20 protein-coding genes and 2 pseudogenes are annotated in these 24975 nt (G+C 64.7%); 12 read left to right on the top strand and 10 right to left on the bottom strand.

All coding sequences use genetic code 11. The annotated features are described in order from the left end of the window. The first annotated feature begins 171 nt into the window (after positions 1–171). The 3 genes and pseudogenes from NKH43_RS07780 to NKH43_RS07770 all read left to right on the top strand — a co-directional run bounded on the left by NKH43_RS07780 (position 172) and on the right by NKH43_RS07770 (position 4059). On the top strand, positions 172–2676 hold the full coding sequence (locus NKH43_RS07780; protein WP_352857331.1) for a heavy metal translocating P-type ATPase: 2505 nt from the start codon (positions 172–174) through the stop codon (positions 2674–2676). Between the two features lie 43 nt (positions 2677–2719). Further along, positions 2720–3104, top strand: a pseudogene (copM, locus tag NKH43_RS07775) (CopM family metallochaperone). A 109-nt stretch (positions 3105–3213) separates the two neighbouring features. Further along, positions 3214–4059 carry an aldo/keto reductase gene (locus tag NKH43_RS07770; RefSeq protein ID WP_352857329.1) on the top strand — a complete coding sequence of 282 codons (846 nt, stop codon included), beginning with the start codon at positions 3214–3216 and terminating at the stop codon, positions 4057–4059. A gap of 223 nt (positions 4060–4282) precedes the next feature. On the opposite strand, the gene mutS is transcribed toward NKH43_RS07770, so the two are convergent. Next, a complete protein-coding gene (mutS, locus tag NKH43_RS07765) occupies positions 4283–6994 on the bottom strand; it encodes a DNA mismatch repair protein MutS (RefSeq protein ID WP_352857327.1) in 2712 nt (903 codons plus the stop codon). Between the two features lie 140 nt (positions 6995–7134). Between mutS and NKH43_RS07760 the strand changes: the two genes are divergently transcribed. Next, positions 7135–9414, top strand: coding sequence for an NADP-dependent malic enzyme (locus NKH43_RS07760; protein ID WP_352857325.1), 2280 nt, complete (start codon positions 7135–7137; stop codon positions 9412–9414). A gap of 278 nt (positions 9415–9692) precedes the next feature. Here NKH43_RS07760 and NKH43_RS07755 read toward each other — a convergent pair whose 3' ends face one another. Beyond that, positions 9693–10685 (bottom strand): adenosine kinase, encoded by a 993-nt coding sequence (locus NKH43_RS07755; RefSeq protein WP_352484921.1) that lies wholly within the window; start codon positions 10683–10685, stop codon positions 9693–9695. Positions 10686–10903: 218 nt separating this feature from the next. On the opposite strand from NKH43_RS07755, the pseudogene NKH43_RS07750 reads away from it, so the two are divergent. Together NKH43_RS07750 and NKH43_RS07745 are read left to right on the top strand one after the other, a co-directional pair. Continuing rightward, positions 10904–11793, top strand: a pseudogene (locus tag NKH43_RS07750) (DMT family transporter). A gap of 78 nt (positions 11794–11871) precedes the next feature. Further along, positions 11872–12567: a sulfate transporter family protein gene (locus tag NKH43_RS07745; RefSeq protein ID WP_352484924.1), complete on the top strand. Its 696-nt coding sequence runs from the start codon at positions 11872–11874 to the stop codon at positions 12565–12567. Here NKH43_RS07745 and NKH43_RS07740 read toward each other — a convergent pair. The 7 genes from NKH43_RS07740 to NKH43_RS07710 form a co-directional block, all read right to left on the bottom strand. Then, positions 12564–13562 (bottom strand): proline racemase family protein, encoded by a 999-nt coding sequence (locus NKH43_RS07740; RefSeq protein ID WP_352484926.1) that lies wholly within the window; start codon positions 13560–13562, stop codon positions 12564–12566. The genes NKH43_RS07745 and NKH43_RS07740 overlap by 4 nt on opposite strands. A gap of 14 nt (positions 13563–13576) precedes the next feature. Continuing rightward, positions 13577–14380 (bottom strand): isocitrate lyase/PEP mutase family protein, encoded by an 804-nt coding sequence (locus NKH43_RS07735; RefSeq protein ID WP_352484928.1) that lies wholly within the window; start codon positions 14378–14380, stop codon positions 13577–13579. Between the two features lie 77 nt (positions 14381–14457). After that, a complete protein-coding gene (locus tag NKH43_RS07730; RefSeq protein ID WP_352857322.1) occupies positions 14458–15312 on the bottom strand; it encodes a hypothetical protein in 855 nt (284 codons plus the stop codon). 75 nt (positions 15313–15387) lie between these two features. Continuing rightward, positions 15388–15798, bottom strand: coding sequence for an SRPBCC family protein (locus NKH43_RS07725; protein ID WP_352857320.1), 411 nt, complete (start codon positions 15796–15798; stop codon positions 15388–15390). 254 nt (positions 15799–16052) lie between these two features. Further along, the gene (locus NKH43_RS07720; protein ID WP_023717929.1) at positions 16053–16709 is read right to left on the bottom strand and encodes an HAD family hydrolase; all 657 of its coding nucleotides are present in this window, start codon (positions 16707–16709) and stop codon (positions 16053–16055) included. A gap of 13 nt (positions 16710–16722) precedes the next feature. Beyond that, positions 16723–17208: a dUTP diphosphatase gene (dut, locus tag NKH43_RS07715; protein WP_352857318.1), complete on the bottom strand. Its 486-nt coding sequence runs from the start codon at positions 17206–17208 to the stop codon at positions 16723–16725. An 84-nt stretch (positions 17209–17292) separates the two neighbouring features. Beyond that, on the bottom strand, positions 17293–17763 hold the full coding sequence (locus tag NKH43_RS07710; RefSeq protein WP_023717931.1) for an Lrp/AsnC family transcriptional regulator: 471 nt from the start codon (positions 17761–17763) through the stop codon (positions 17293–17295). Positions 17764–17878: 115 nt separating this feature from the next. Here NKH43_RS07710 and NKH43_RS07705 point away from each other — a divergent pair, with 115 nt between their 5' ends. From NKH43_RS07705 to NKH43_RS07695, 3 genes are all read left to right on the top strand, one after another. Further along, a complete protein-coding gene (locus tag NKH43_RS07705) occupies positions 17879–18094 on the top strand; it encodes a DUF6356 family protein (protein ID WP_023717932.1) in 216 nt (71 codons plus the stop codon). Between the two features lie 5 nt (positions 18095–18099). Then, positions 18100–18900: a class II glutamine amidotransferase gene (locus tag NKH43_RS07700; protein ID WP_352484936.1), complete on the top strand. Its 801-nt coding sequence runs from the start codon at positions 18100–18102 to the stop codon at positions 18898–18900. Positions 18901–19056: 156 nt separating this feature from the next. Next, on the top strand, positions 19057–20430 hold the full coding sequence (locus tag NKH43_RS07695; protein ID WP_023717934.1) for an amidase: 1374 nt from the start codon (positions 19057–19059) through the stop codon (positions 20428–20430). Here NKH43_RS07695 and NKH43_RS07690 read toward each other — a convergent pair. Further along, positions 20424–21500: an NAD(P)/FAD-dependent oxidoreductase gene (locus NKH43_RS07690; protein ID WP_352857316.1), complete on the bottom strand. Its 1077-nt coding sequence runs from the start codon at positions 21498–21500 to the stop codon at positions 20424–20426. The two genes, NKH43_RS07695 and NKH43_RS07690, sit on opposite strands and share 7 nt — an antisense overlap. A 117-nt stretch (positions 21501–21617) precedes the next feature. On the opposite strand from NKH43_RS07690, the gene NKH43_RS07685 reads away from it, so the two are divergent. From NKH43_RS07685 to NKH43_RS07675, 3 genes are all read left to right on the top strand, one after another. Continuing rightward, the gene (locus tag NKH43_RS07685; RefSeq protein ID WP_023717936.1) at positions 21618–22208 is read left to right on the top strand and encodes a TetR/AcrR family transcriptional regulator; all 591 of its coding nucleotides are present in this window, start codon (positions 21618–21620) and stop codon (positions 22206–22208) included. A gap of 4 nt (positions 22209–22212) precedes the next feature. Further along, on the top strand, positions 22213–23139 hold the full coding sequence (locus NKH43_RS07680; protein ID WP_352857314.1) for a haloalkane dehalogenase: 927 nt from the start codon (positions 22213–22215) through the stop codon (positions 23137–23139). An 87-nt stretch (positions 23140–23226) separates the two neighbouring features. After that, entirely contained in the window at positions 23227–24819 is a 1593-nt protein-coding gene (locus tag NKH43_RS07675) for a peptide chain release factor 3 (RefSeq protein ID WP_352484942.1), read from the top strand. The last annotated feature ends 156 nt before the right edge of the window (positions 24820–24975 follow it).

Raw genomic sequence — 24975 nt, 5'->3', positions numbered from 1 at the left:
GGGTATGGGGCGGACGGACGCGTTCTCCCCAGCGGTGGAACGGGACGATCGTCTCGCGCCCGCAGCCGGTTCGGTTTGGGCTTAGGCGCGAAAAATCGAAAACAGCCCTTGACCTTCCAGCTACTGGAAGCACTACCTCCGCCCCAACATCGAAACACAGAGGCTTTCGGCATGACGCATTCCGACCACCATCATCACGCCCATGGCAGCTGTTGCTCGGCAAAGGGCCCCTCCTCTGCTGCGGATGCCGTCATCCGCGATCCGGTCTGCGGCATGACCGTCGATCCGGCCGTCGGCAAGCCGACCGCCGGGCATGACGGCCATCGCTATCATTTCTGCAGCGAAAGCTGCCGTTCGAAATTCGTCGCCGAACCCCAGAAATATCTGACCGCAACCGATCCCGTCTGCGGCATGCGCGTCGATCGCGCCACGGCCAAGCACTTTTTGCGCCACGAGGGCCAAGGCTTCTATTTCTGCTCCGCCGGCTGCAAGGCGAAGTTCGGGGCCGAGCCGGCAAAATATCTCGGCGACAAGCCGGCGCCGCAGGCGATGCCCAAGGGTACGCAATACACCTGCCCGATGCATCCCGAAATCATCCGCGACAAGCCCGGCTCCTGCCCGATCTGCGGCATGGCGCTGGAGCCGATGGGCGTGCCGACCGGCGACGAGGGGCCCAACCCCGAACTGGTCGATTTCACCAGGCGCTTCTGGGTGAGCGCGGTGCTGTCCGTGCCGTTGCTGGTCATCGCCATGGCACCGATGCTCGGCCTGACATTCCAGGCCTTCATCGACGACCGCGCGAAGGTCTGGCTGGAGCTGGCGCTGGCGAGCCCCGTGGTGCTGTGGGCGGCATTCCCGTTCTTCCACCGCGGCTGGGATTCGATCCTCAATCGCAGCCCCAATATGTGGACGCTGATTTCGCTCGGCGTCGGTGCCGCCTATCTCTACAGTGTCGTCGCCACACTGTTTCCGGGCCTCTTTCCGCACCAGTTCCGCGGCCATGATGGCACCGTGCCGGTCTATTTCGAGGCGGCGGCAGTGATCGTTGCGCTGGTGTTCCTCGGCCAGGTGCTGGAATTGCGTGCCCGTGAGAAAACCGGCTCGGCGATCCGCGCGCTGCTCGACCTGGCGCCGAAGACGGCGCGGCTGATCGGCGCGGACGGTTCCGAAAACGACGTGCCGCTCGAAACGGTCAAAGCCGGCCACCGCTTGCGCATCCGCCCCGGCGACGCCGTGCCGGTCGACGGCATTGTGCTCGAAGGACGCTCCTCCATCGACGAATCGATGATCACGGGCGAGCCGCTGCCGGTCGAAAAGACCGAAGGCGACAACCTCACCGGCGGCACGCTCAACAAGAATGGCTCACTGGTCATGCGCGCCGAAAAGATCGGCGCCGAGACGACACTGGCGCGGATCGTCGAGCTTGTCGCCAAGGCGCAGCGTTCACGCGCGCCGATCCAGGGGTTGGCCGACCGCGTCTCGTTCTACTTCGTCCCGGCCGTCGTGCTGGTCGCGATCATTGCGTTTATCGCCTGGGCGATCGTCGGACCGGAACCCAGCCTGGTGTTTGCCATCGTCGCGGCGGTCTCGGTACTGATTATCGCCTGTCCATGTGCGCTGGGCCTTGCGACCCCAATGTCGATCATGACCGCTACCGGGCGCGGCGCGCATGCCGGCGTGCTGATCAAGGAAGCGGCGGCGCTCGAGCGCTTTGCCTCGGTCGACACGCTGATCGTCGACAAGACGGGAACGCTGACCGAAGGCCGGCCGCGACTGACCGACGTCGTTGCCGTCGAAGGCATGGCGCAAGACGAGTTGCTGGCGCTCGCCGCCGGGCTGGAAAAAGGCTCGGAGCATCCGCTGGCCGAGGCGATCGTTGACGGCGCCCGCGGACGCGGGGTGAAGGTCCCCGACGCGAGCGGTTTCGAGGCTGTCACCGGCAAGGGTGTTTCCGGCACGGTTTCGGGACAGAAGGTGGCGCTTGGCAATGCCGCGATGATGGCCGATCTCGGCATCGATACGGCATCGGTCCTGGCCAGTGCCGAGGCGCTGCAGTCCGACGGCAAGACCGCGATGTTCGTCGCTGTCGCAGGCAAGCTCGCCGGCCTCGTCGCCGTCGCCGACCCGATCAAGGCGACCACCGCCGAGGCGATCAAGGCGCTGCATGACAGCGGGCTGAAGATCGTCATGGCGACCGGCGACAATGAGCGCACCGCCAAGGCCATCGCCGCCAAGCTCGGCATCGACGCGGTGCATGCCGGGCTTTTGCCCGAACAGAAGAACGCGCTGGTCGAGGAGTTGCGCGCCGGCGGTGCCGGCGTCGCCATGGCCGGCGATGGCGTCAACGATGCGCCGGCACTTGCCGCCGCCGATGTCGGCATCGCCATGGGCACCGGCGCCGATGTTGCGGTCGAAAGTGCGGGGATTACGCTGGTCAAGGGCGATCTCAACGGTATCGTCAGGGCCAGGACGCTGGCCCGCGCGACGATCCGCAACATCCGCCAGAACCTGTTTTTCGCTTTTCTCTACAATGTGCTTGGCGTGCCGGTGGCTGCCGGCGTGCTTTATCCGCTCACCGGCACGCTGTTGTCGCCGATGATTGCGGCGGCGGCGATGAGCCTGTCTTCGGTTTCGGTCATCGCCAACGCATTGCGGCTCAGGACATTGAAACTCTGAGTAAAACTTCCAGATACACCCTGTTCAAAAAAGGAGACGATGAATGACCTTGGCCAAGAAGATCGTGCTGCTGATGATGGCGGCGGGAATGCTGCTTGCTGTTTTCCTCGATCGTTCCTGCACAAGCCGAGGAGATGAAGCACGACATGGGCGCCATGGGCGCGCAGAGCCCCTCGACCGAGGGCTACAAGGCGGCGATGGACAAGATGCATACCGACATGATGGCGATCGAATATTCCGGCAATGCCGATGTCGATTTCGCCCGCGGCATGATCCCGCATCACCAGGCTGCCATCGACATGGCCAAGGTCGAGCTCGCCAATGGCAAGGATCCGGAAATCCGCAAGCTGGCCGAAGCGGTGATCGCGGCGCAGGAAGCCGAGATCAAGCAGATGCAGGACTGGCTCGCCGCCCATCCGGTGAAGTAGGCGTCACGCTGTCGAGTAATCCAGGCGAGAGGCTTCACCTGGATTTCTGCTTCACCTGGATTTCGCTTGGCGGCTATGGTGCTATCCGGGCCTCGGACTGGAGCATGCCATGCCATCGACGATACGAACGACCACCCTGCCCTGCGGCGAAGCCGTGCCGGTGCTCGGCCAGGGCACCTGGAAGATGGGCGAAGACGGCCGCCGCCGTACCGACCAGGTCAATGCCCTGAAGCTCGGGCTGGATCTCGGCATGACGCTGATCGACACCGCCGAAATGTATGCCAGCGGCGGTGCCGAGGAGGTGGTGGCGGAGGCCATCGCCGGTCGCCGCGACGAGGTTTTCCTGGTCTCCAAAGTGCTGCCGTCCAATGCCTCGCGCGCCGGCGTGAAACGGGCCTGCGAGAACAGCCTGAGGCATCTCGCCACCGACCGCATCGATCTTTATCTGCTGCATTGGCCGGGCAGCGTGCCCTTGACGGAAACGGTCGAGGCATTCGAAGCGTTGAAGGCAGCCGGCAAGATCCGCCATTGGGGCGTCAGCAATTTCGATACCGGCGAGATGGAAGAGCTGGTCCGATTGCCGGCCGGCGGCAACGTCCAGACCAATCAGGTGCTCTACAATCTGTCGCAGCGCGGCGTCGAGTTCGACCTCGCCCCGTGGAGCCGGCAACGCGGTATGCCGCTGATGGCCTATTCGCCGGTCGATCAGGGGGTATTGGCGCGCAATGCCAGGTTAGATGCCATCGCCGCTCGCCACGGTGCGACGCCGGCGCAGATCGCGCTTGCCTGGGTGATGGCGCAGGACGGGGTGATCGCGATTCCCAAAGCTAGCCGCCCGGAGCATATCCGGCAGAATATCGCGGCGTTGGACATCGAGCTCACGAGCGAAGATTTCGCCGAAATTGACCGCGCCTTCCCACCGCCGAGGCGGAAGTCGGGCCTGGCGATGATTTGAGGGGGTGGGGCGGAAGGCAAGCCAAAGCAGCGTTCCGTCACACCCCCCTCTGTCCTGCCGGACATCTCCCCCTCAAGGGGGGAGATTGGATCTCGCATCGGCTTTCGCCAACTTCGAACGTCGAAGGAAAAAGCGCTGTCAGCGAAACTGCCAATCTCCCCCCTTGAGGGGGAGATGTCCGGCAGGACAGAGGGGGGCGCCGTAGAGCGCTATCGGACGAGCACTACTTCCCCACAAGCCCCTTCAGCCGGTACAGCGCTTCCAGCGCCTCGCGTGGCGTCATCTCGTCGGGATTGATCTCCGCTAGCGCTTCACCCAGCCCATCACTCCTGGCCGGCTTCGACGCTTCCCGCTTCGCCGCCACGGAAAACAGCGGCAGGTCGTCGACCAGGCGGTTGGCCTTGCCCGAAACCTCTCCGGCTTCAAGCTGGTGCAGCACTTCTTTGGCCCGGCCGACGACGGCTTCCGGCAGGCCGGCAAGCCGCGCTACCTGGACGCCGTAGGAACGGTCGGCGGCACCCTTGCCGACCTCGTGCAGGAAGACCACGTCGCCCTCCCATTCCTTGACCCGCATGGTGACGTTGGAGAGCCGCGGCAGTTCTCCGGCGAGCGCCGTCATCTCGTGGAAATGCGTGGCGAAGATCGCCCGGCAGCGGTTCTTTTCGTGCAAATATTCGACTGCCGCCCAGGCGATCGAGAGGCCGTCGAAGGTGGCGGTGCCGCGGCCGATCTCGTCGAGGATGACCAGTGCGCGTTCGCCGGCCTGGTTGAGGATCGCCGCTGTCTCGACCATCTCGACCATGAAGGTCGAGCGGCCGCGCGCCAGATCGTCGGAGGCGCCGACCCGCGAAAACAGCCGGTCGACGACGCCGATATGGGCTGATGCCGCCGGCACGAAGGAGCCGGCCTGGGCAAGGATGGCGATCAGCGCGTTTTGCCTGAGAAAGGTCGACTTGCCGCCCATATTGGGGCCGGTCAGCAGCCAGATCGCGCCGGCCTTGGCATCGCCTTGCGGCGACAGATCGCAGTCATTGGCGACGAACGGGCCTTCGCCGGAACGCCGCAGCGCCTGTTCGACCACCGGATGGCGTCCACCCGAAATCTCGAAGGCAAGGCTCGCATCGACCAGCGGCCGGCACCAGGCCTCGCTTTCGGAAAGCAAGGCAAGTGCGGCCGAAACGTCGAGCACGGCAAGCGCTTCGGCGCCGGTGCGGATCGTGTCGGCCTGGCCGACGACTTCCGCCGTCAGCGCCTCGAAAGCGGCAAGCTCGATCGCCAGCGCCCGGTCGGCGGCATTGGCGATCTTCGATTCCAGCTCGGCGAGTTCCGTGGTGGTGAAGCGCATGGCGTTGGCCATGGTCTGGCGGTGGATGAAGCGCGCCTTGGCGCCGTCGCTGCCGGTCATCAGCGCATGGTGGTTGGCGGTGACTTCGATGTAGTATCCCAGCACATTGTTGTGCCTGATCTTCAGCGAGCGGATGCCGGTCTCGTCGATCAGCGAGCGCTCCAGCCCGGCGATCACTTTTCGCGACTCGTCGCGCAGTGCCCGCATCTCATCGAGTTCGGCGTGGTAACCGGAACGGACGAAGCCGCCGTCGCGCTTGAGCAGCGGCAGCTCGTCGCTGAGCGCCTGTGCCAGATGCGTCGCCAGCGCGCCGGGCAGTGCCTTGATGGCCGCTAGCGCCGCCGCCAGTTCGGCGGGCAAGGCGGTTTGCCCGAACAGTCCGGCGATGGCGCCGGCCGCTTCGAAACCGGCGCGCAGCGCGCCGAGATCGCGCGGACCGCCGCGGTTGAGCGCCAGCCTGGACAGCGCGCGCGGCATGTCGGCGACGCTCTTCAGGCTGGCCCGCACCGCCTGGCAGAGGCGCGTCTCGGAGCGGAAGAACGACACCGAATCCAGCCTTGCAGCGATTGCCGCCGGGTCGGTCAGCGGCGCCATCAGCCGGTCAGCGAGCAGCCTTGCGCCGCCACCGGTCACCGTGCGGTCGATCGCCTTGAACAGCGACCCCTCGCGGCTGCCGGACAGCGTGCGCAGCAGCTCCAGATTGGCGCGCGTCGCCGGGTCGATGAACAGTGTCGATCCCTGCTCCTCGCGCTCCGGCCGCGACAGCGGCGGCCGCTCCGCTTTCTGCGTCTTCTCGACATACGCGATGACGCCTGAGATCGCCGACAGCTCGGCGCGCGAAAACGAGCCGAAACTGTCAGGCGTCGCCACCTCGAAGAAGCGGGCGATGCGGCCGGCGGCCGAAGCCGAATCGAACAGCGACGGCGGCTGCGGACTGGCGACGCGGCCGAGCACGTCGAACACCGGTTTCAGCTCCGGGTCGTAAAACACCGGTTCGGCGACGATCAGCTCGCGCGGATCGACACGGAAGACGTCGGCGAGCAGCCGGTCGGCGGTGGTTTCAGCGACGCGGAAGACACCGGTCGAGATCTCGATCCAGGCCAACGCGAAGGAATGCTCGGCGCCGCCCTTGACCCGTCCCAGCGCCATCAGAAAACTCGATTCCGACGGCGCCAGCAGTTTGTCCTCGGTGATGGTGCCTGGCGTCACCAGCCGCACAACATCGCGGCGCACCACCGATTTGCCGCCGCGCTTCCTGGCCTCGGCTGGATCCTCGATCTGCTCGCAGACGGCGACGCGGAACCCCTGGCCGATCAGCTTCTGCAAATAATCGTCGGCGGCGTGCACCGGCACGCCGCACATCGGGATGTCGAGCCCCTGGTGCTTGCCGCGCTTGGTCAGCACGATGCCGAGCGCCCGGCTTGCCTTCTCGGCATCGTCGAAGAACAGCTCGTAGAAATCGCCCATGCGGTAGAACAGCAGCGAATCCGGGTTCGCCGCCTTGATCTCGATGTACTGCTCCATCATCGGCGTCGCCGGCGCGAAGGCCGGCGTGGCGTTGTCGCTTCGAATGGGCGTCTCGTCGTTCAAAAAGCTGCTTCCAAAATTTTCCAAGCCATGCTTGGCGGTTTACAGCGGCGAAGTGTAGCCTTAATCCCGAACCTTCCACAAAAGAAAGCATGCGCACCCATCTCAAGCGGTGCCGTACGGGCGAGGAAACCAAGAGTACCATGGCCAAGAAAACCGAAAGCAACGGGCCCTCAGTCAGCGCCCAGGAGGCGCTGGAATTCCACGCCATGGGCCGTCCGGGCAAGCTGGAGATCGTCGCCACAAAACCGATGGCGACGCAGCGCGATCTCAGCCTCGCCTATTCGCCGGGCGTCGCGGTTCCGGTTCTCGCCATTGCCGAGGACCCGAGCCGCGCCTTCGACTACACGGTTCGCGGCAACATGGTCGCCGTCATCTCCAACGGCACCGCTATCCTCGGCCTCGGCAATCTCGGCGCGCTGGCCTCGAAGCCGGTGATGGAAGGCAAGGCGGTGCTGTTCAAGCGCTTCGCCGATGTCGATTCCATCGACCTCGAGGTCGACACCGAGGATGCCGACGAATTCATCAACTGCGTGCGTTTCCTTGGACCCTCCTTCGGCGGCATCAACCTCGAGGACATCAAGGCACCGGAATGCTTCATCATCGAGCAGCGGCTGCGCGAATTGATGGACATACCGGTGTTCCATGACGACCAGCACGGCACCGCCATCATCTCGGCCGCCGGGCTGATTAACGCGCTGGAAATCACCGGCCGCGACATGAAGACCACGAAAATGGTCTGCAATGGCGCCGGTGCTGCCGGCATCGCCTGCATCGAATTGATGAAGGCGATGGGCTTTGCGCCTGAGAATATCATCCTTTGCGACACCAAAGGCGTCGTCTTCCAGGGCCGCACCGAAGGCATGAACCAGTGGAAATCGGCGCATGCCGTCAAAACCGGCGCGCGCTCGCTGGCCGAGGCGTTGGACGGCGCCGACGTGTTCCTCGGCCTCTCGGCCAAGGGCACGCTGACCACCAGCATGGTGCAGTCGATGGCCAAGAACCCGATCATCTTCGCCATGGCCAATCCCGACCCCGAGATCACACCGGAGGAGGTCGCCGAGATCCGCACCGACGCCATCATGGCGACGGGACGGTCCGACTATCCCAACCAGGTCAACAACGTGCTTGGCTTCCCCTACATCTTTCGCGGCGCACTGGATGTGCGGGCGACCACCATCAATGACGACATGAAGATCGCCGCCGCCCGGGCGCTGGCGGAGCTGGCGCGCCAGGACGTGCCCGACGACGTCGCCGCCGCCTATCAGGGCAACCGGCCGAAATTCGGCCCCAACTACATCATCCCGGTGCCGTTCGACCCGCGGCTGATCTCGGCGATCCCGATCGCGGTCGCCAAGGCGGCGATGGACTCCGGCGTCGCGCGCAAGCCGATCCTCGATCTCGACCGCTACGCGCAGGAGCTTTCCGCCCGCCGCGACCCGATCGCCTCGACGCTGCAGCGCATCTACGACCGCGTGCGCCGCCAGCCCAAGCGCATCGTCTTTGCCGAGGGCGAGGAGGAGCAGGTGATGCGCGCCGCCGTCTCTTATGTGAACCAGCGGCTCGGCACCGCCATCCTGCTCGGCCGCGACGACATCATCAAGGAAAACGCTCGGAATGCCGGCATCGACCTCGGCAAGCAAGGCATCGAGATCATCAATGCGCGGCTGTCGCGGCGCAACTCCGTCTACACCGATTATCTCTACGAGCGCATGCAGCGCAAAGGCTTCCTGTTCCGCGACTGCCAGCGGCTGATCAACAACGACCGCAACCATTTCGCCGCCTGCATGGTGGCGCTGGGCGATGCCGACGGCATCGTCACCGGCGTTACCCGCAACTATTCGACGGCGCTCGACGACATCCGCCGCGTCATCGACGCAAGGCCCGGCCATTGCGTCATCGGCGTGTCGATCGTGCTGGCGCGGGGTCGCACCGTGCTTGTCGCCGACACCGCCGTGCACGACATGCCGAACGCTGAACAGATCGCCGACATCGCCGAGGAGGCCGCCGGCTTCGCCCGCCGCATGGGCTACGAGCCGAGGCTCGCTATGCTCGCCTATTCGACCTTCGGCCATCCGCAGGGCGAGCGCTCCGAGCGCGTCCAGGAAGCGGTGCGCATCCTCGACAAGCGCCGCGTCGATTTCGAGTATGACGGCGAAATGGCCGCCGACGTGGCGCTCAACGCCCGCGCCATGGCGCAGTATCCGTTCATCAGGCTGACCGGCCCCGCCAATGTGCTGATCATGCCGGCGTTCCACTCGGCCTCGATCTCGACCAAGATGCTGCAGGAGCTCGGCGGCTCGACCGTCATCGGCCCGCTGCTGGTCGGCCTGAACAAGCCGGTTCAGATCGTCTCGCTCAACGCGAAGGATTCGGATATCGTCAATATGGCCGCGATCGCGGCGTATAGCGCGGGGGCTTGAGGAGCGAGCTTACCCTCCTCTCGGTGGGGAGGGTCATGCGAAGGCGATGCCCATCGAGGGCACGGCTATCACATAAGGGGGTCCCCCTCATCCGGCCGCTTCGCGGCCACCTTCTCCCCGCAGGGGAGAAGAGGCTGGCATCAACGCTGGCGACCTCCTCTCCCGTCGGGGAGAGGTCGGATTGCCCCGAATTGCTCTTCGCAATTCGGTTGGCAATCCGGGTGAGGGGGCACTTGCCGATCTGCGATTGCCCTGCCATCGAGCGAGACCGAGCGCCCCTACAACAACCCCGCCTGCTCGGCCTCTCGGCGCAGATTCTGCCGTGGCCTTGGGCCGATCTGCTGGATGACCAGTCCGGCCGCCAGCGAGCCGAGATCACCGCACTGCTTCAGGCCGCGGCCTTGCGTGTAGCCGTAGAGGAAGCCGGCGGCGTAGAGGTCGCCGGCGCCTGTCGTGTCGACCAGCTCGCGGATCCTGGTCGCCTCGATGGTGACGGTCTCGTCGCGGCGCACGATGACCGAGCCCTTTTCCGAACGGGTGACAATGGCGATCTTGCAGTCCCTGCGGATCTGCGCCAGCGCCTCGTCGAAGGACGCGGTCTGGTAGAGCGACTTGATCTCGTGGCTGTTGGCAAAGACGATATCCACGGTGCCGGAGCGCATCAGGTCGAGGAATTCGTCGCGGTAACGGTCGACGCAGAACGAGTCCGACAATGTCATCGATACTTCGCGCCCGGCGGCATGGGCGAACTTCGCCGTCTGCCGGAACGCTTCCTTGGCGCGCGGCGGGTCCCAGAGATAGCCCTCGAAATAGGTGACGGCGGCGCCCGACGCCTTGTCGGCCTCAACATCCTCCGGGCCGAGCTCGACGCAGGCGCCGAGATAGGTGTTCATCGAGCGCTCGCCGTCCGGCGTGACGAAGATCATCGAGCGCGCCGTCGGCGGTTCGCCATCGAGCGGTTTTGTGTCGAAGGCGACGCCCTGGGCATGCATGTCATGCGCGTAGATTTTGCCGAGCGCGTCGTTGGAGACCTTGCCGAAGAAAGCGGCGCGACCGCCGAAGGAGGCGACGCCCGCCGCCGTGTTGCCGGCGCTGCCGCCCGAGGCTTCAATGGCCGGGCCCATGCGGCTGTAGAGCAGTTCGGCGCGCCTCGTGTCGATCAAATTCATCGCGCCCTTGATGATGCCGTTGGTCTCCAGGAACGCCTCATCGCACTGGGCGATGATGTCGACGATGGCATTTCCGATACAAAGCACGTCATAGTCCGGCATCAATTCATGTCTCCGCCAAAAACCCACCGGCTTTCTGCCATGCCGGGCGCGGGCGGGTCTAGCGGTTTGATGCGGCTTTGCCTAGTCGACAATGCGACGATCCGACGAATGTCAGCATAGCCACCATCGTTGGATGGCGGCCGAAGCATTTCTCGCGTGCCTGGCTTACAAGCATGGCTGAGATGAGCGATGCCCAGAGGTCCCCGCCGGCCATGTCTATGAAAACCGACACGAGGATCGAGCTGGTGCTGCTCGTCGTGTTGGCAGTGCTCTGGGGTGCATCCTACAGCTTCATCAAGATCGGCGTTGCGACGATCCCGCCGGTGACGCTGATCGCCGCGCGAACCCTGATCGCGGGTGGCATCCTGCTTGCCCTGATCCGCTGGCGCGGGCTGACCTTGCCGGGTGATGCCACAAGCTGGCGCCGGTTGCATTCCAGGCATGCCTCAACAGCGTCGTGCCGTTCACGCTGATCGCTTGGGCCGAGCGCTCGCTGGATGCCGGGCTGGCCACGATCCTGAACGCGACCTCGCCGATCTTTACCTTCTTGCTGACCGCCCTCATCACCCGCCACGAACCGTCGACCATGCGCAAGCTGTTTGGCGTCGCGGCGGGAATAGCCGGAATATGCCTCGTTGTCGGCGCCCCGGCGCTTGGCGGCCTCGGACAGCAATTGTTACCGCAACTTGCCGTGATCGCGGCGACGATCTGCTATGCCGGCGCGGCCGTTTTCGGCCGCGGCTTCAGGGGGCTCGACCCGATGGTGCCGGCCGCCGGTTCGATGCTCTGCGGCGCCGCGATGCTGATCCCCTTGAGCCTTGCGTTCGACCAGCCATGGACCTTGGCGCCGTCGACAGCTTCGATCCTTGCGCTGCTCGGGCTTTCGGTGTTTTCAACCGCGCTGGCCTTTTGCATCTATTTCCGTCTCCTCCACACGCTGGGCTCCGTCGGCACCACCTCGCAAGCCTATCTGCGGGTGCCGATCGGCGTTGCTATCGGAGCCGTGTTCCTTGGCGAAAGCCTTGGTCCGAGCGCGTGGTGGGGAATGGCCCTGGTCGTCGTCGGCGTGGCGGCGATGACCATTCCCCAGGCAAAGGTCGCGCGCTAGGGCGCTTGCAGCCTACGCTGTCTCCGCCTATTCGGAGATATCAGCCACGGGCATGTTTGACATGGAATTGGAAACGCCGTGATCCTCGACGCCGCCCGCGCCGCCTTGAGCCGGCTGTTCTCGCCCGAATTCCGTTCCGTGTTCGTGAAGACGCTGGGGCTGACCTTGCTGACGCTGGCGGCACTTTGGTTCGGGATCAAGGGCCTGTTCGACTGGCTGGCCTGGCCATGGATCGATGCATGGCTGCCCAGCCTGCCCTCCTGGGCCGGATGGCTGGGCGCCGTCGTCGCCGGCATCGGCCTTGCGCTGGGCTTGGCGCTGCTCATCGCGCCGGTGACGGCGATCATCGCTGGCCTGTTCCTCGACGACGTCGCCGAAGTCGTCGAGCGCACCGACTATCCCAACGATCCGCCCGGCCGCGCAGTGCCGGCGCTGCGCTCGCTGGTGCTGGCGATCAGGTTCTTCGGCGTCGTCATCCTCGGCAACATCGTCGCCCTGCTGCTTCTGCTGGTGCCAGGCATCAATATCGCCGCCTTCTTCGTCGTCAACGGTTATCTGCTCGGGCGCGAGTTCTTCGAGTTCGCCGCCATGCGTTTTCGCCCGGAGGCCGAGGCCAAGGCGCTGCGCAGGAAGCACGCGGTCACCGTGTTCCTGGCCGGGCTGGTTGTCGCCGCCTTCCTCGCCGTGCCGCTGCTCAACCTTCTGACGCCGCTGTTCGCCGCCGCCATGATGGTGCACCTGCACAAGGCGATCTCGGCGCGGGATGATGCTTAGCGCAGCAGAAAGCCGCGCCCCAGTTCGTCGTCGTCCTCGACAATGAATTCGGCCCGCCCTGAGTAGTAAGCGCGGCCGCCGACGCGGGCGATGATGGCGTCATGCGGCCCGGCTTTGGCCGTGCGCACGACCGCGCCGGAAAAGCGCGAGCCGGCGATGCTCTCGAACAGCCGTGTCCGGCCAATCTCGATCTGGCCCTTGGCGTGCATGGCCGCCAGCCGCGCGGTGACGCCCGAGCCGGTCGGCGAACGGTCGACCTCGGCTTCGGCGAAAACGCAGATGTTTTTGGTCGGCGTATCGGAGATCGCATCCTGTCCGTCGGTCAGGATGGTGCCGTAGAGAAAGGCGAGATCGGCATGGTCGGGATGCGACAGCGGCAATTCGGCCTTGAGCTTATTGGTCAGCGCCGTCGCTGCATCGACGAAATCGCGCACCCGGTTCCTGCCGAATTCCAGCCCGAACTGGCGGCAGTCGGCCAGCGCATAGAAGGCGCCGCCATAGGCGATGTCGAAGCCGACTGCGCCGTAGCCCGGCAGCTCGATCCGCTGGTCGCGGGCAAACAGAAACGCCGGCACGCTTTCGAATGACACCGCACCGGCCTTGCCATCCCTTACCTCGACCGCAGCCGAAATCAGCCCGCATGGCGCCTCGATATTGACCGTCGTCATCGGCTCGCGTGGCGCCACCAGCCGCTCGTCGACGGCATAGCGGCCGAGCGCGACGATGGCGTGGCCGCACATCGTCGAATAGCCTTCATTGTGCATGAACAGCACCGCGAGGTCGGCGCCCGGCAGGTCAGGCTCCACCAGCAGCGCGCCATACATGTCGTAATGGCCGCGCGGCTCGAACATCAGGATCTTTCTGAGATGATCGAGATGGTCGCGCACATAGGCACGCCTTTCGAGAATCGTGCCCTTGGGAATGTCGGGGTAGCCGCCGGTGACGATCCGCAGTGGCTCGCCGCCGGTGTGCATGTCGACGACGGTGAGCGTCATTCGCCGGGGCCTACCTAGGCTGAAGATTTGGCAAACAGCGCCTGCAGCTTGCCGAATGGCATGGCGGCGCGGGTGAAGCCGAACGTGCCGTCCTGCTGGATCTCGCGCGCCGCGGTCTCCAGCATGCCGAAGGCGAAATTGGTGAGCCATGGGCCGAGCGAGACGCGCTTTACCCCCGCCATGGCCAGGTCGGCGATGGTGAAGCCAGGCCGGGCCATGACGTTGACCGGCCTGGTCAGCGCCGAGCAGACGGTCCGCACCGTCTCGATGTCGCTCAGCCCTGGTGCATAGAGCACGTCGGCGCCGGCTTTCTCGAACGCCTGCAGCCTCTTGATCGTATCGTCGAGGTCGGGCTTGCCCCACAGGAAATTCTCGGCCCGCGCGGTGAAGACGAAATCGCGTTTCAGCGCCCGTGCCGCTTCCGCCGCCGCCGCGACGCGCTCGACCGCATGCGAAAAATCATAGATCGGCTTGTCGGGCTCGCCGGTATGGTCCTCGATCGAGCAGCCGGCGAGGCCAGCCGCCTCGGCGGCGAAGATCGTCTCGCCGGCACTTGTCGCGCTGTCGCCCTTGCCCTTTTCGAGATCCGCCGAAACCGGCAGCCCGGTCGCCGCCGACACTTCACGGCAATGGTGGATCATCGCCTCGAACGTCACCGCGCCATCGGGCAGGCCGCGCGAAAAGGCAAAACCGGCGCTGGTCGTCGCCAGCGCCTTGAAGCCGAACGAGGCCAAAAGCTTGGTCGTGCCGACGTCCCAGGAATTGGCCATCACGAAGATCGAGGCATGCAGGTCGCGAAAAATCTTGCCCTTATCCATGGATGCTCCCCTCCAGTGCAGAATGTGAGGCAAATTCTAGCCCGGCGGAACGCGCCGGGCAAACAAATGCGGTTGGCTCAGAAGCGTTTGGCGTTCTCTTCTGCCAATCGGTCCAGCGCGTCGGAATCCTTGACGTAGTGCGAAGCGTTTTTGTCCCAATGATAGGTGACGGAAATGTTGCGCGAAGACGCCGCTGGCGGCTGCTGGCCGTCGCAGCTTTCTTCGCCCGGTACCGTCGCGTCGGTCACCGTAACCTTGATGGCTGCATAGGGCTGGCCGTCAGCAATCGCCTGGAACGCCGCATTCTGCGTCCTTCGGTTGGTGCAGAGGTTTTCGTCGAACGTATAGATCATGTCGATCAGCTCGAACCTCTCGCTGCGGACCATGATCAGCGGCGTGATCCCATAGCCCTGACTCGAATTGAAGTGCGTGCTCATGCTGATGATGGCGTCGTCACCAGGCCCGATCGGCAGCTTGCCCGGATCGCGAAGATAGGTGATGCGGTCGACAGCGACATTGACCGCGTCGAGCAGGGCCGGCTTGCCGGTGATGTCGTAGAGTGCCAGCACCGCATAGCCCTCGGCACTGTCAGGCGAGTCGCCGAGGTCGAACAGCATGGTCAGCCGCTCCTTGCCGCCGGCCTTGATGCCGAGCACGCCGGCGTTGGAAAGACCCGACGTCGCCGGCGGCGAGCCGTCGTAGTCCAGACCAGCGATGTGGCGCATCTCGATCGGCATCGAACCCCGGAAAAAGCCGTCCTTGTCCGCGGCCAGATCGGGAATGACCATCCTGGCGAGATCGAGATAGGTGACATCGCCGTGGCCAGGGACGGCGCTGCCGAGCTCCGGCAAGCTGACGGCCTCCGCTCTGCCCGTCCAAAGACAAGGCAGCAGCAGGCAGGCAAAGATGAAACGAAGCAGGGAGAAGGTCATGCGCGCGCTCGTTATGTCGGGCGCGCGCAAGCTAGAGCATTTTGCGGCCAAGGGGAAACACCTGGCGTTGCCTCACTATGTTGGCTTGGCTTCGGTCGCCAGGGTCTGCTGGAAAACCGGCACCAGGTGATCCATGGCGGCTGCGAGCCACGCGCCGAGTTCGTCGGGCAGAGTGTCGTGGATCCAGACCAGGCGGCTCCGGCCCTCGCCCTCGGCAAAGACCTCCATGGAAGTGTTATCGTGGGTGACCTCGTCGCCGAGCCATCCCCACACGATCCGCCGGCTCTGCTCGTCGCGAGCGATGAGCCGCTCTCGCACAATCTTGCCGTCGGCGAACATAAGGGCCCGCACGTCGCCCTCCTCCACCCGGCAGTCGACGAAAACGCCTGGGGCTATCCGTTGGGCGCCGCCGGCGAAGTCGCCGACTGTCGCCCATACGCTTTCCGGTGGAGCATCTACGATGATTTCCCTGACTATCGAAGCCATGTTTCGCCTTCCTTCGTTAACAGGTAGACCTGTCTGTCTACATGGCATCCTAAGGGATCTGCTGATCGCGGACGCAAATTCCCATCCGGACCGCACCGCGGACGCGCTAACGGTGGCGGCCGACGGCCTCCTTGTCGTCAGTCATCTCGACAGGCCGGCCAATCTGCGCAGTCTTATACGCGACACGGTCGACCGAGTACTTGGAGCGTCACGCCCGGTCTGAGATCGAGCGCGTACAGCCTGCGCAAAGGCGATTAGTGGATCGGCACCAGCCCGGCCAGTTCACGCATGTCGTCGAACAGGATGCCGCCGGCTTCGCTCAGTCCGTCGCGGTCGGAAAGCGGGTCGCCGTGGTAGGAATAGACGCGCATGCCGGCGGCGATGCCGGCTGCCGTCCCGGCGACGCTGTCCTCGATGACGATGCAATCGGCGGGCGCGAAGCCCATCGTCGCTGCCGCATGCAGGAAGAGGTCGGGGAACGGCTTGCCACGCGAGACCATGGTCGAGCTGAACAGCGCATGCTCGAACAGCGGCAGCAGCCCGGTCAGACCGAGTGTGATGTGCATTTTCGATACCCGTGCCGACGAGGCGACGCAGGTGGCGATGCCGGCGGCGTGCACGGTTTCGATGAACTCGCGAACGTAGGGGATGGCCTCGACGCCATGCGCGAACAGGTCCGGCAGGCCGGCGTTCCAGCGCTCGACAAAATCGGCGCCGAGGCTGACGCCGGTCGCCTCGACTTCCTTCTGCACCGAGACCATGCTGCGGCCGGAGAAATTCTTGCGGCAATATTCGAAGCTGGCCGGAAAGCCTGCCGCGCTCAACCATTCGGCGAGGCGCCGGTTGGCCAGGTTCTCGGTGTCGACCAGAACCCCGTCGCAATCGAAGATGACGAGCTTGGGGATCTTCATTTCGCCGCGCTCATCAGGCCGTGCCGGTCGATCCGAAGCCACCGGAGCCGCGCGTTGTGCCGCCGGCCAATGTGCGCTCCTCGACGGTCGCCTGCGTCACCGGGGCGAAGACGATCTGGGCAATCCGCATGCCGCGCGTTACCGCGAAATCCTCGTCGCCGAGATTGATCAGCAGCACCTTGACCTCGCCGCGATAGTCGCTGTCGATGGTGCCGGGCGTGTTGAGGCAGGTGAGCCCGTGCTTGAAGGCGAGGCCCGAACGCGGCCGGACCTGGCCTTCGACGCCCTCGGGAATTTCCAGGACCAGGCCGGTCGGCACCAGTGCGCGCTTTCCCGGCAGGATCAAGAGCGGCCTGTCGTCCGGGACGGCGGCGCGCAGGTCCATGCCGGCGGCGCCCGAGCTCTCATAGGCGGGAAGCGGCAATCCCTCGCCATGCGGCAGCCTGACGAAGCCGACAGCCGGACCGATGACGGAGGTGGGATAAAGTGCTACGCGCATAAGGCTGATCCTATCGTCGCGAACGCCGGTCCAGTCAACTCGGCGACAATGCTATCAACGGCTTTCTTTCAGCGCAGTTCCGCCTCAGCGCAGTTCCATCGGAACGATCGTGGTCTCCTTGATCTCTTCCATGACGAACGAGGCCGAAACGTCCGACAACGCCACCTTGGCGATCAACCGCTGATAGAGCCGGTCATAGGCTTTGACGTCGGCGACACGGGCGCGCAAGACATAGTCGAGATCGCCGGACATGCGGTAGGCGCCGGTGATCTCGGCAAAGCCGGTCACCGCCGCCCGGAATTTTTGCAGCCAGTCGGGATCGTGATTCGAGGTGCGGATCAGGATGAACACGGAAAGGCCGAGCCCGAGCTTGTCGGCGTCGACCAGCGCCACGCGGCCGGTGATGACGCCGTCTTCCTCCAGCCGCTTGACCCGGCGCCAGCAGGCATTGCGCGACAGCGATATTCTTGCCGAGAGCTGGTCGACGGACAGCGTGCCGTCGCGCTGCAGCTCGGCCAGCAATCTCCGGTCTATTTCGTCGATTTCCGGCGTCATGTGGGATGTTTGTCCCAAAATTCAGCCTTTCACAAGGACAATTTGGGACCGATGAACCGAACACCCATGCCAGGATATTCATCGTCGGCTCTTCATGCTGGCAGGAGGGACCGACATGACCGCACGGCTCGCAAGACTTTTCACCTCTCACCCGGCTGCGGTCGGCGAGAGTTATTTCGGCCATATGGCTTTCGCCGCATGGTTCTCGTCGCGATTGTTCATGGCGGCTTTTGCCGCGCTCATTCATGCTTTCTTGCCGTTTCTGTTCGAGACCACGGCAAGCGGCATCATCCGTGAGCTCTACGAGCGGACGCATAACAGGGGACGTTAGGCGCTATGTGCCGGTGGGCCGCCTATCTCGGCGAAGCCGTCTTTCTCGAAGACATCGTCACGGCGCCCTGCCACTCGCTGATCGCCCAGAGCCACTGCGCCCAGGAAGCCAAATCGCCGACCAATGGCGATGGTTTTGGCTTGGCCTGGTATGGCGACCGACCGGAGCCCGGCCTCTATCGCGACATCCTGCCGGCCTGGTCGGACCCCAATCTGAAAAGCCTGTGCCGGCAGATCAAGTCAGGCCTGTTCCTCGCCCATATCCGGGCTTCGACCGGTGGCGCCACCAGCCGCATGAACTGTCATCCGTTCATTTCGGGCCGCTGGTCGTTCATGCACAATGGCCAGATCGGCGGCTTCGAAAAGATCCGTCGCGCGCTGGAGAATTCGCTCTCCGACGCCGCCTTCGACCAGCGTGAGGGCGCCACGGATTCGGAACTGTTCTTTCTGATGATGACCGAAGAGGACCTGGCAGGTGATCCGCAGGGCGCCGTATCGCGCGCCACCAGCCGCGTCATCGACGCCTCGCGCCGCGGCGGCTTCGAGCCGGCGCTGAAATTGACGGCGGCTTTTTCCGACGGACAATCGCTTTACGCGGTGCGCTATACGAGCGACGGCCACGCGCCGACGCTCTACACGTCCGCCTTCCGCAATGGCGGAGGCCGTTGCGTCGTGTCGGAACCCTTCGACCGCGACGGCAGCGACTGGCAGGCGATTCCGCCCTCGAGCTTCGTCACCATCGGCAGAGACGGCATGAGCATTCGTCCGTTTGTGCCCGCCGCGGCAAAGCTGGCGCTGGCCGTGTAGATTCCTCGCTACGCGTCGCAGGACAGCGCCGATTGCAGCAGGCAGCGCAATTCCGATCAAGCACCGCCTGTCCTCGAATGCTGAACTCGGCTTGAAGACGCGCCGTTGCCCGCCATTTGGTGAGGCTGGCGCCGCTGGCAAGCCGGAGTATTGGTCATGGACCTCGCCTTTTCCTCCGCCACAGAATTGGTTGCCGCCATTCGTGACCGCAAGATTTCCGCTGTGGAAGCGCTGGACGCGCATCTGGCGCAGATCGACAGGCACAATGAGGCGGTCAATGCCGTCGTAACCCTCGATCGGGAAGGTGCGCGGCAGCGCGCCGGCAAGGCCGACGAAGCGCAGGCGCGCGGCGAAGCCCTTGGGCCGCTGCACGGCGTGCCGTTCACACTGAAGGACACGCACGAAACCGCGGGCATGAGAACCACTGTCGGCTTCCCGGCCTTCGCCGACTATGCCGCGAGGGCAGACAGTCCAGTCGTTGCACGGCTGAAGGCGGCAGGCGGCATATTGGTGGGCAAGACGAACGTGGCGACAATGCTTAGTGACTGGCAGTCGAGCAATCCGCTGTTCGGCCGTACCGGCAATCCTTGGGACCTCCAGCGCACCGCCGGCGGCTCCAGTGGCGGTGCGGCGGCGGCGCTCAGCGCTGGAATGACGCCGTTCGAGGTCGGCACCGACATGCAGGATTCGATCCGGCTGCCCGCTGCCTTTTGCGGCGTCTACGGCCTCAAGCCGACCGAGCACCGCGTCTCGCTCGCCGGCGCCTTCCCCGATCCAGGCGGCGCGCCGCGCAGCGTCCGGCGGATCTCCTGCCTCGGACCGATGGCGCGCAGCGTCGAAGACCTGGTACTGATCTACCGCCTCATTGCCGGGCCGGATGGAAGCGACACCGACCTTGCGCCGGTACCGGTCGAAAGCATGCCGGAGTTGGATCTCAGGAATTTGCGCATCGCCATCGCGCCGTCCTTTCCGGGCTTTCCGGTGGTCGGCGAGATCAGCGCGGTGGTCGAAAGTCTGGCAAAAGAGCTTCAGGCCGCGGGCGCCATCGTCGAGGAAGCCAAATTGCCGGAGCTCGACCTGCACGACGACCTGGAGCAGGGCGGCGTCCTGATCGGCATGATGCTGGAGGCGGCGCAGCCCGAACCACCGGAGAAGCCGACGCCGGTCTCGCGCTGGTTCGAGGCGCTCGCCCGCCGCGACCGCTCCATCCTGGCGTGGGATCGGTTCTTCGACGGTTGCGACGCCTTGCTGTGCCCGGTCGCAATGGTCACCGCCTTCCCGCATTGCGAGCCGGGAACGCCGATCGAGGTCGACGATAGCGAGCAAAGCTACTGGATGCTGCCGGCCTATGGCGCGGTGTTCAACTACAGCGGCCATCCCGCACTGTCGCTGCCCCGCGGACAGGACAGCAATGGCCTGCCCATCGGACTACAGCTTGTTGGCAAACGCTGGTCGGAGTCGCGCCTGCTCGGGATCGCCAGGGCAATCGAGCCGCTGGCCGGCGGCTTTCGCCGCCCGCCCGGTTATTGAGTAAACCGCGCCAGCCCGTAGGGATCAAGCAGCGGATCGCGATCGCCGTCGAGGATCTCGCGGGCGGCGAACAGGCCGACGGCCGGTGCCAGCGTGATGCCGGAATGCATAACGGCGACGTAGACGCCGCCCCCGCCTTCGGCGCGGCCGATGATCGGAAAGCCGTCGACCGGCGTCGGCCGGTAGCCAATGGTGTGGAAATCGAGTTCCAGCCCATCTGCGCCGCGCAGCATGGCCTTCATCGCCGCAAACAGGTCGCGGGCGGTCGCCGCGGCATCCATGCCGGGATCGGCGCCGCCGAAATCCGAGCCGGCGATGATGCGGCCTTCCGCGGTCTGGCGCATATGCAGTCGGTCGCCGATCACCAGGCCGTTGAGCAGCTTTTGGTAGGGGCGCGAATGCACGATCAGGCCGGGCGGTGTCCCGATCGGCAGTTCTATCCCGGCTGTTGCCGCTAGTGCCGGAGAGCCGGCTCCGGCCGCGATCACCACCTCGTCGGCAACAATCCGCCCGGCGGATGTGTCGACACCGGAGACCTGGCCGTTGGCCCGCACAAGCGCGGTCGCGGTAACTCCTGTCAGCAGCCGCGCGCCGCGCCGTTCGACGTCGGCCAGCAGTGCTTGCGTGGCGGCGACCGGCTCGGCGACACCTTCCTCGGCGACATAAAGGGCGAAATCGGGAAGTTCGGTCAGATTGGGCTCGATGCGCGCAGCGCCGGCACGGTCGACACGCTCGATGCCGTAGCCCCAGGCGGGGTGCTCGGCCGCATAGGCCTCAAGTTCGGGACGTGGCAGGTCCCAGCACAGGCCGCCGCACCATTGCAACGGGATGCCGGGCACCTCGTTCGCCAGTCGCGTCCATTCGGCCATCGACCGAATGCGCAGCCGGAAATAGGGCTCCGGATTGCCCCAGCTGGCATTGATCCAGGCAAAGGAATTCGGCGTCGCGACGCCGCCGGCGCCGCTGCCGGCAATGACCGTCACCTTTGCTCCGGCCTTGGTCAGGTGCCAAGCGATGGAGGCGCCCATGATGCCGGCGCCGGTGACAATCACTTCTTTCGCCTCTGTCATGCTTCACTCCTCGTTCCAACGCCACCACCGCGATGCCATTGCCCGTGGGTTCTGCCAAGAGCGCGCGGTATCAAATATGCTTCTTGACTTTAATACGTACGTACGTATTGTATCGATATGGCCAGACATTCACTTCGCGAAAAACTTCTCGACGCCGGTTTCAAAACCATCTGGAATTCCGGCTATTCGTCCGCCGGCGTACGCGACATCGTCGCCGCGGCCGATGCCCGCCCGGGGTCCTTCACCAATCATTTTGCCTCCAAGGAGGCGTTCACCGGCGAGGTGCTGGACCGCTATTTCGCCTATGTGAGCGGCTTGGTGGAGCAGGCCCTCGCCCGAGACGGCACGCCCCCGGTCGGGCGCTTGCGCCGCTATCTCGAAATCATCACGTCGAAGCTGGAGGCGCATGATTGGGCACGGGGCTGCATGATCGGCAATCTCAGCCTCGAGACGGCGGCTCACAGTGAGGCGCTGAGGCTGCAACTCGTCGCCATTTTCGAACGTTGGCGTAAGCCCTTTGCCGAATGCATCGCCGAAGGCCAGGCGGCCGGCGATATCACCGACGCGTTCGATGCCGAGGATCTCGCCGATTTCCTTTTGAGTTCCTGGCAAGGCGCGATGCTGTGCATGAAGGTGGAGCGCAGTCCCGAACCGCTCGAGCGTTTCAAGAATATCGTCTTCAAAACAGTCTTCGCAAAAAGGAGCTGATCCGATGAACCCGAAACTCGAAAAGCAGCAATCCCGCACAATGTTGCCGCGCTCGCAAGTCGCGGTACTCGATTCAACCATGTCCTATGTGGAGGCAGGCACTGCCGGTCCGACGGTGCTCTTCCTGCACGGCAACCCGACGTCGTCCTACATCTGGCGAGACATCATCCCGCATGTGGCGCCGTTCGGCCGCTGCATAGCGCCCGACCTGATCGGCTATGGCCAGTCCGGCAAGCCGGACATCGACTATCGCTTCTTCGACCAGGTCCGTTATCTCGATGCTTTCATCGAGACGCTTGGCGTCGCCGATATGGTGGTCGTCGCGCAGGACTGGGGCACCGCACTCGCCTTCCATCTCGCAGCCCGGCGATCGCAGCGGATGCTCGGCCTCGCCTTCATGGAATTCATCCGCCCCTTCGAGAGCTGGGACGATTTCCACCAGCGTCCACAGGCGCGCGAACTGTTCAAGGCAATGCGCACTCCTGGCGTCGGTGAGAAGCTTGTTCTGGAAGACAACGTCTTCGTCGAAAAGGTGCTGCCGGCCGCTGTGCTGCGCACGATGAGCGATGAGGAAATGGCCGCCTACCGGGCGCCGTTCCCGACACCGCAATCGCGCAAGCCGATCCTGCGGCTGCCGCGCGAACTGCCGATCGAAGGCCAGCCTGCCGATGTCGCCGCCATCAGTGAGCACGACCATTGGGCGCTCCGGGCTTCCTCCTACCCGAAGCTGCTTTTCTCAGGCGATCCCGGCGCCCTCGTCTCGCCGCAGGCGGCCCGGGAATTCGCGGCTGGGCTGAAGAATTGCCGCCTGATCGATCTCGGACCCGGCGCGCATTATCTGCAGGAGGACCATGCCGACAAGATCGGCACCGCAATTGCCGAGTGGATTCCCGAGATAGCCACTGAGAGCCGTGCGACCGAACCGGCCTGACGCCGGAGCATGGCCACTGCCGCCGGAGAGGTCGACAGCTCTGCACTCTGCTGCTAGAAGCCCGGCCTCACACGGAAATCCTGAAAAATGTCCGAAATGATTACAGAAGCGGTATCGCGCCGCCGCACTTTCGCGATCATTGCCCACCCCGACGCCGGCAAGACCACGCTCACCGAAAAGCTGCTTTTGTTCGGCGGCGCCATCCAGCTTGCCGGCGAGGTCAAGGCCAAGAAGGACCGCATCCAGACCCGGTCCGACTGGATGAAGATCGAGCGCGAGCGCGGCATTTCGGTGGTCACCTCGGTGATGACCTTCGAATACGAGGACACCGTCTTTAACCTGCTCGACACGCCCGGCCACGAGGATTTCGCCGACGACACCTATCGCACGCTGTCGGCGGTCGACAGTGCGGTCATGGTCATCGACGCCGCCAAGGGCATCGAGCCGCGCACGCTGAAACTGTTCGAGGTCTGTCGGCTGCGCGACATCCCGATCATCACCTTCGTCAACAAGATGGACCGCGAAAGCCGCGACCCGTTCGATATCCTCGACGAGATCGAGCAGAAGTTGGCGCTGGACACAGCACCGATCACCTGGCCGATCGGCCGCGGCAAGACCTTTTCCGGCACCTACCATCTGGCGCTGAACGCGGTGCGCAAGGGCGACGCCGAAAAGGAGCGCACGCCGGTCCACGGCCCCGATTCCAACCGCGTTGCCGGCCTGCTGCCGGAGAACGAGCGCGAGGCTTTCATCGAAGAGCTGGAGCTGGCGCGCGAAGCCTGCCGCCCGCTCGACCTCGATGCCTTCCGCGAGGGCCATCTGACGCCGGTCTATTTCGGCTCGGCGCTGCGCAATTACGGCGTGCGCGACCTGATCGAGGCGCTCGGCGCCTATGGGCCGCCGCCGCGTGCGCAGGAGGCCGACAGCCGCAAGGTCGAGGCGACCGAGGACAAGATGACGTCCTTCGTCTTCAAGATCCAGGCCAATATGGACCCCAACCACCGCGACCGCATCGCCTTCGTCCGGGTCTGCTCCGGCAAGCTCGAGCGCGGCATGAAGGCCAAGCTGGTGCGCACGGGCAAGCCGATGAGCCTGTCGGCGCCGCAATTCTTCTTCGCCCGCACCCGCGTCACCGCCGACGAGGCGTTTGCCGGCGATGTCGTCGGCATCCCCAACCACGGCACGCTGCGCATCGGCGACACGCTGACCGAGGGCGAGGAGATCCTGTTTCGCGGCGTGCCGAATTTCGCGCCTGAAATCCTGCGCCGCGTTCGCCTCGGCGACGCGATGAAAGCCAAGAAACTCAAGGAGGCGCTGCATCAGATGGCCGAGGAAGGCGTCGTGCAATTGTTCTCGCCGGAGGACGGCTCGCCGGCCATCGTCGGTGTCGTCGGCGCCCTGCAGCTCGACGTGCTAAAGGAGCGGCTGAACTTCGAATACACGCTGCCGGTCGATTTCGAGATGTCGCGCTTTTCCGTCTGCCGCTGGATATCGGCCGACGACAGGGCCGAACTCCAGCGCTTCATCGAAGCGCATCGCGGCGACATCGCCCGCGACCTCGACAATGATCCAGTGTTCCTCGCCCAGCACGCCTTCTCGCTAAACTACGAAGCCGAACGCTGGAAGGCGATCCGCTTCGCGGCGGTGAAGGATTACCAGGTCCGCGACAGAGCGGCTTGATGCGGCGCTTTCCTTCTCCCCTTGCGGGCCTGTTGCGTAATTCGCTGATTGTGATTCTCTGAGGTGGACGGTCTGAGGGAATCGCGATGGCAGTGAAGCAGACGGGCCAGTTGAGCTTGGCGGAGGCTTTTCTAGGCACCAAGCTTGTGGGCGGCA

Source organism: Mesorhizobium sp. M1163 (assembly GCF_040318415.1).
Lineage (GTDB): Bacteria > Pseudomonadota > Alphaproteobacteria > Rhizobiales > Rhizobiaceae > Mesorhizobium.
The sequence above is the reverse complement of the archived record's forward strand: the minus strand, read 5'-3'. Positions and strand labels throughout refer to the sequence as shown.

Excerpts from the sequence above, each read along its gene's own strand:
- NKH43_RS07710 (WP_023717931.1), bottom strand. The coding sequence starts at position 17,763 with ATGACGCCGGAAATCGACGAAATAGACCGGAGATTGCTGGCCGAGCTG.
- NKH43_RS07685 (WP_023717936.1), top strand. The coding sequence starts at position 21,618 with ATGGCCAGACATTCACTTCGCGAAAAACTTCTCGACGCCGGTTTCAAA.
- NKH43_RS07720 (WP_023717929.1), bottom strand. The coding sequence starts at position 16,709 with ATGAAGATCCCCAAGCTCGTCATCTTCGATTGCGACGGGGTTCTGGTC.
- NKH43_RS07705 (WP_023717932.1), top strand. The coding sequence starts at position 17,879 with ATGACCGCACGGCTCGCAAGACTTTTCACCTCTCACCCGGCTGCGGTC.
- NKH43_RS07690 (WP_352857316.1), bottom strand. The coding sequence starts at position 21,500 with ATGACAGAGGCGAAAGAAGTGATTGTCACCGGCGCCGGCATCATGGGC.
- NKH43_RS07700 (WP_352484936.1), top strand. The coding sequence starts at position 18,100 with ATGTGCCGGTGGGCCGCCTATCTCGGCGAAGCCGTCTTTCTCGAAGAC.
- NKH43_RS07730 (WP_352857322.1), bottom strand. The coding sequence starts at position 15,312 with ATGACCTTCTCCCTGCTTCGTTTCATCTTTGCCTGCCTGCTGCTGCCT.
- NKH43_RS07760 (WP_352857325.1), top strand. The coding sequence starts at position 7,135 with ATGGCCAAGAAAACCGAAAGCAACGGGCCCTCAGTCAGCGCCCAGGAG.
- NKH43_RS07770 (WP_352857329.1), top strand. The coding sequence starts at position 3,214 with ATGCCATCGACGATACGAACGACCACCCTGCCCTGCGGCGAAGCCGTG.
- NKH43_RS07675 (WP_352484942.1), top strand. The coding sequence starts at position 23,227 with ATGTCCGAAATGATTACAGAAGCGGTATCGCGCCGCCGCACTTTCGCG.
- NKH43_RS07680 (WP_352857314.1), top strand. The coding sequence starts at position 22,213 with ATGAACCCGAAACTCGAAAAGCAGCAATCCCGCACAATGTTGCCGCGC.
- NKH43_RS07695 (WP_023717934.1), top strand. The coding sequence starts at position 19,057 with ATGGACCTCGCCTTTTCCTCCGCCACAGAATTGGTTGCCGCCATTCGT.
- NKH43_RS07740 (WP_352484926.1), bottom strand. The coding sequence starts at position 13,562 with ATGACGCTCACCGTCGTCGACATGCACACCGGCGGCGAGCCACTGCGG.
- NKH43_RS07755 (WP_352484921.1), bottom strand. The coding sequence starts at position 10,685 with ATGCCGGACTATGACGTGCTTTGTATCGGAAATGCCATCGTCGACATC.
- NKH43_RS07725 (WP_352857320.1), bottom strand. The coding sequence starts at position 15,798 with ATGGCTTCGATAGTCAGGGAAATCATCGTAGATGCTCCACCGGAAAGC.
- NKH43_RS07735 (WP_352484928.1), bottom strand. The coding sequence starts at position 14,380 with ATGGATAAGGGCAAGATTTTTCGCGACCTGCATGCCTCGATCTTCGTG.
- dut (WP_352857318.1), bottom strand. The coding sequence starts at position 17,208 with ATGCGCGTAGCACTTTATCCCACCTCCGTCATCGGTCCGGCTGTCGGC.
- NKH43_RS07780 (WP_352857331.1), top strand. The coding sequence starts at position 172 with ATGACGCATTCCGACCACCATCATCACGCCCATGGCAGCTGTTGCTCG.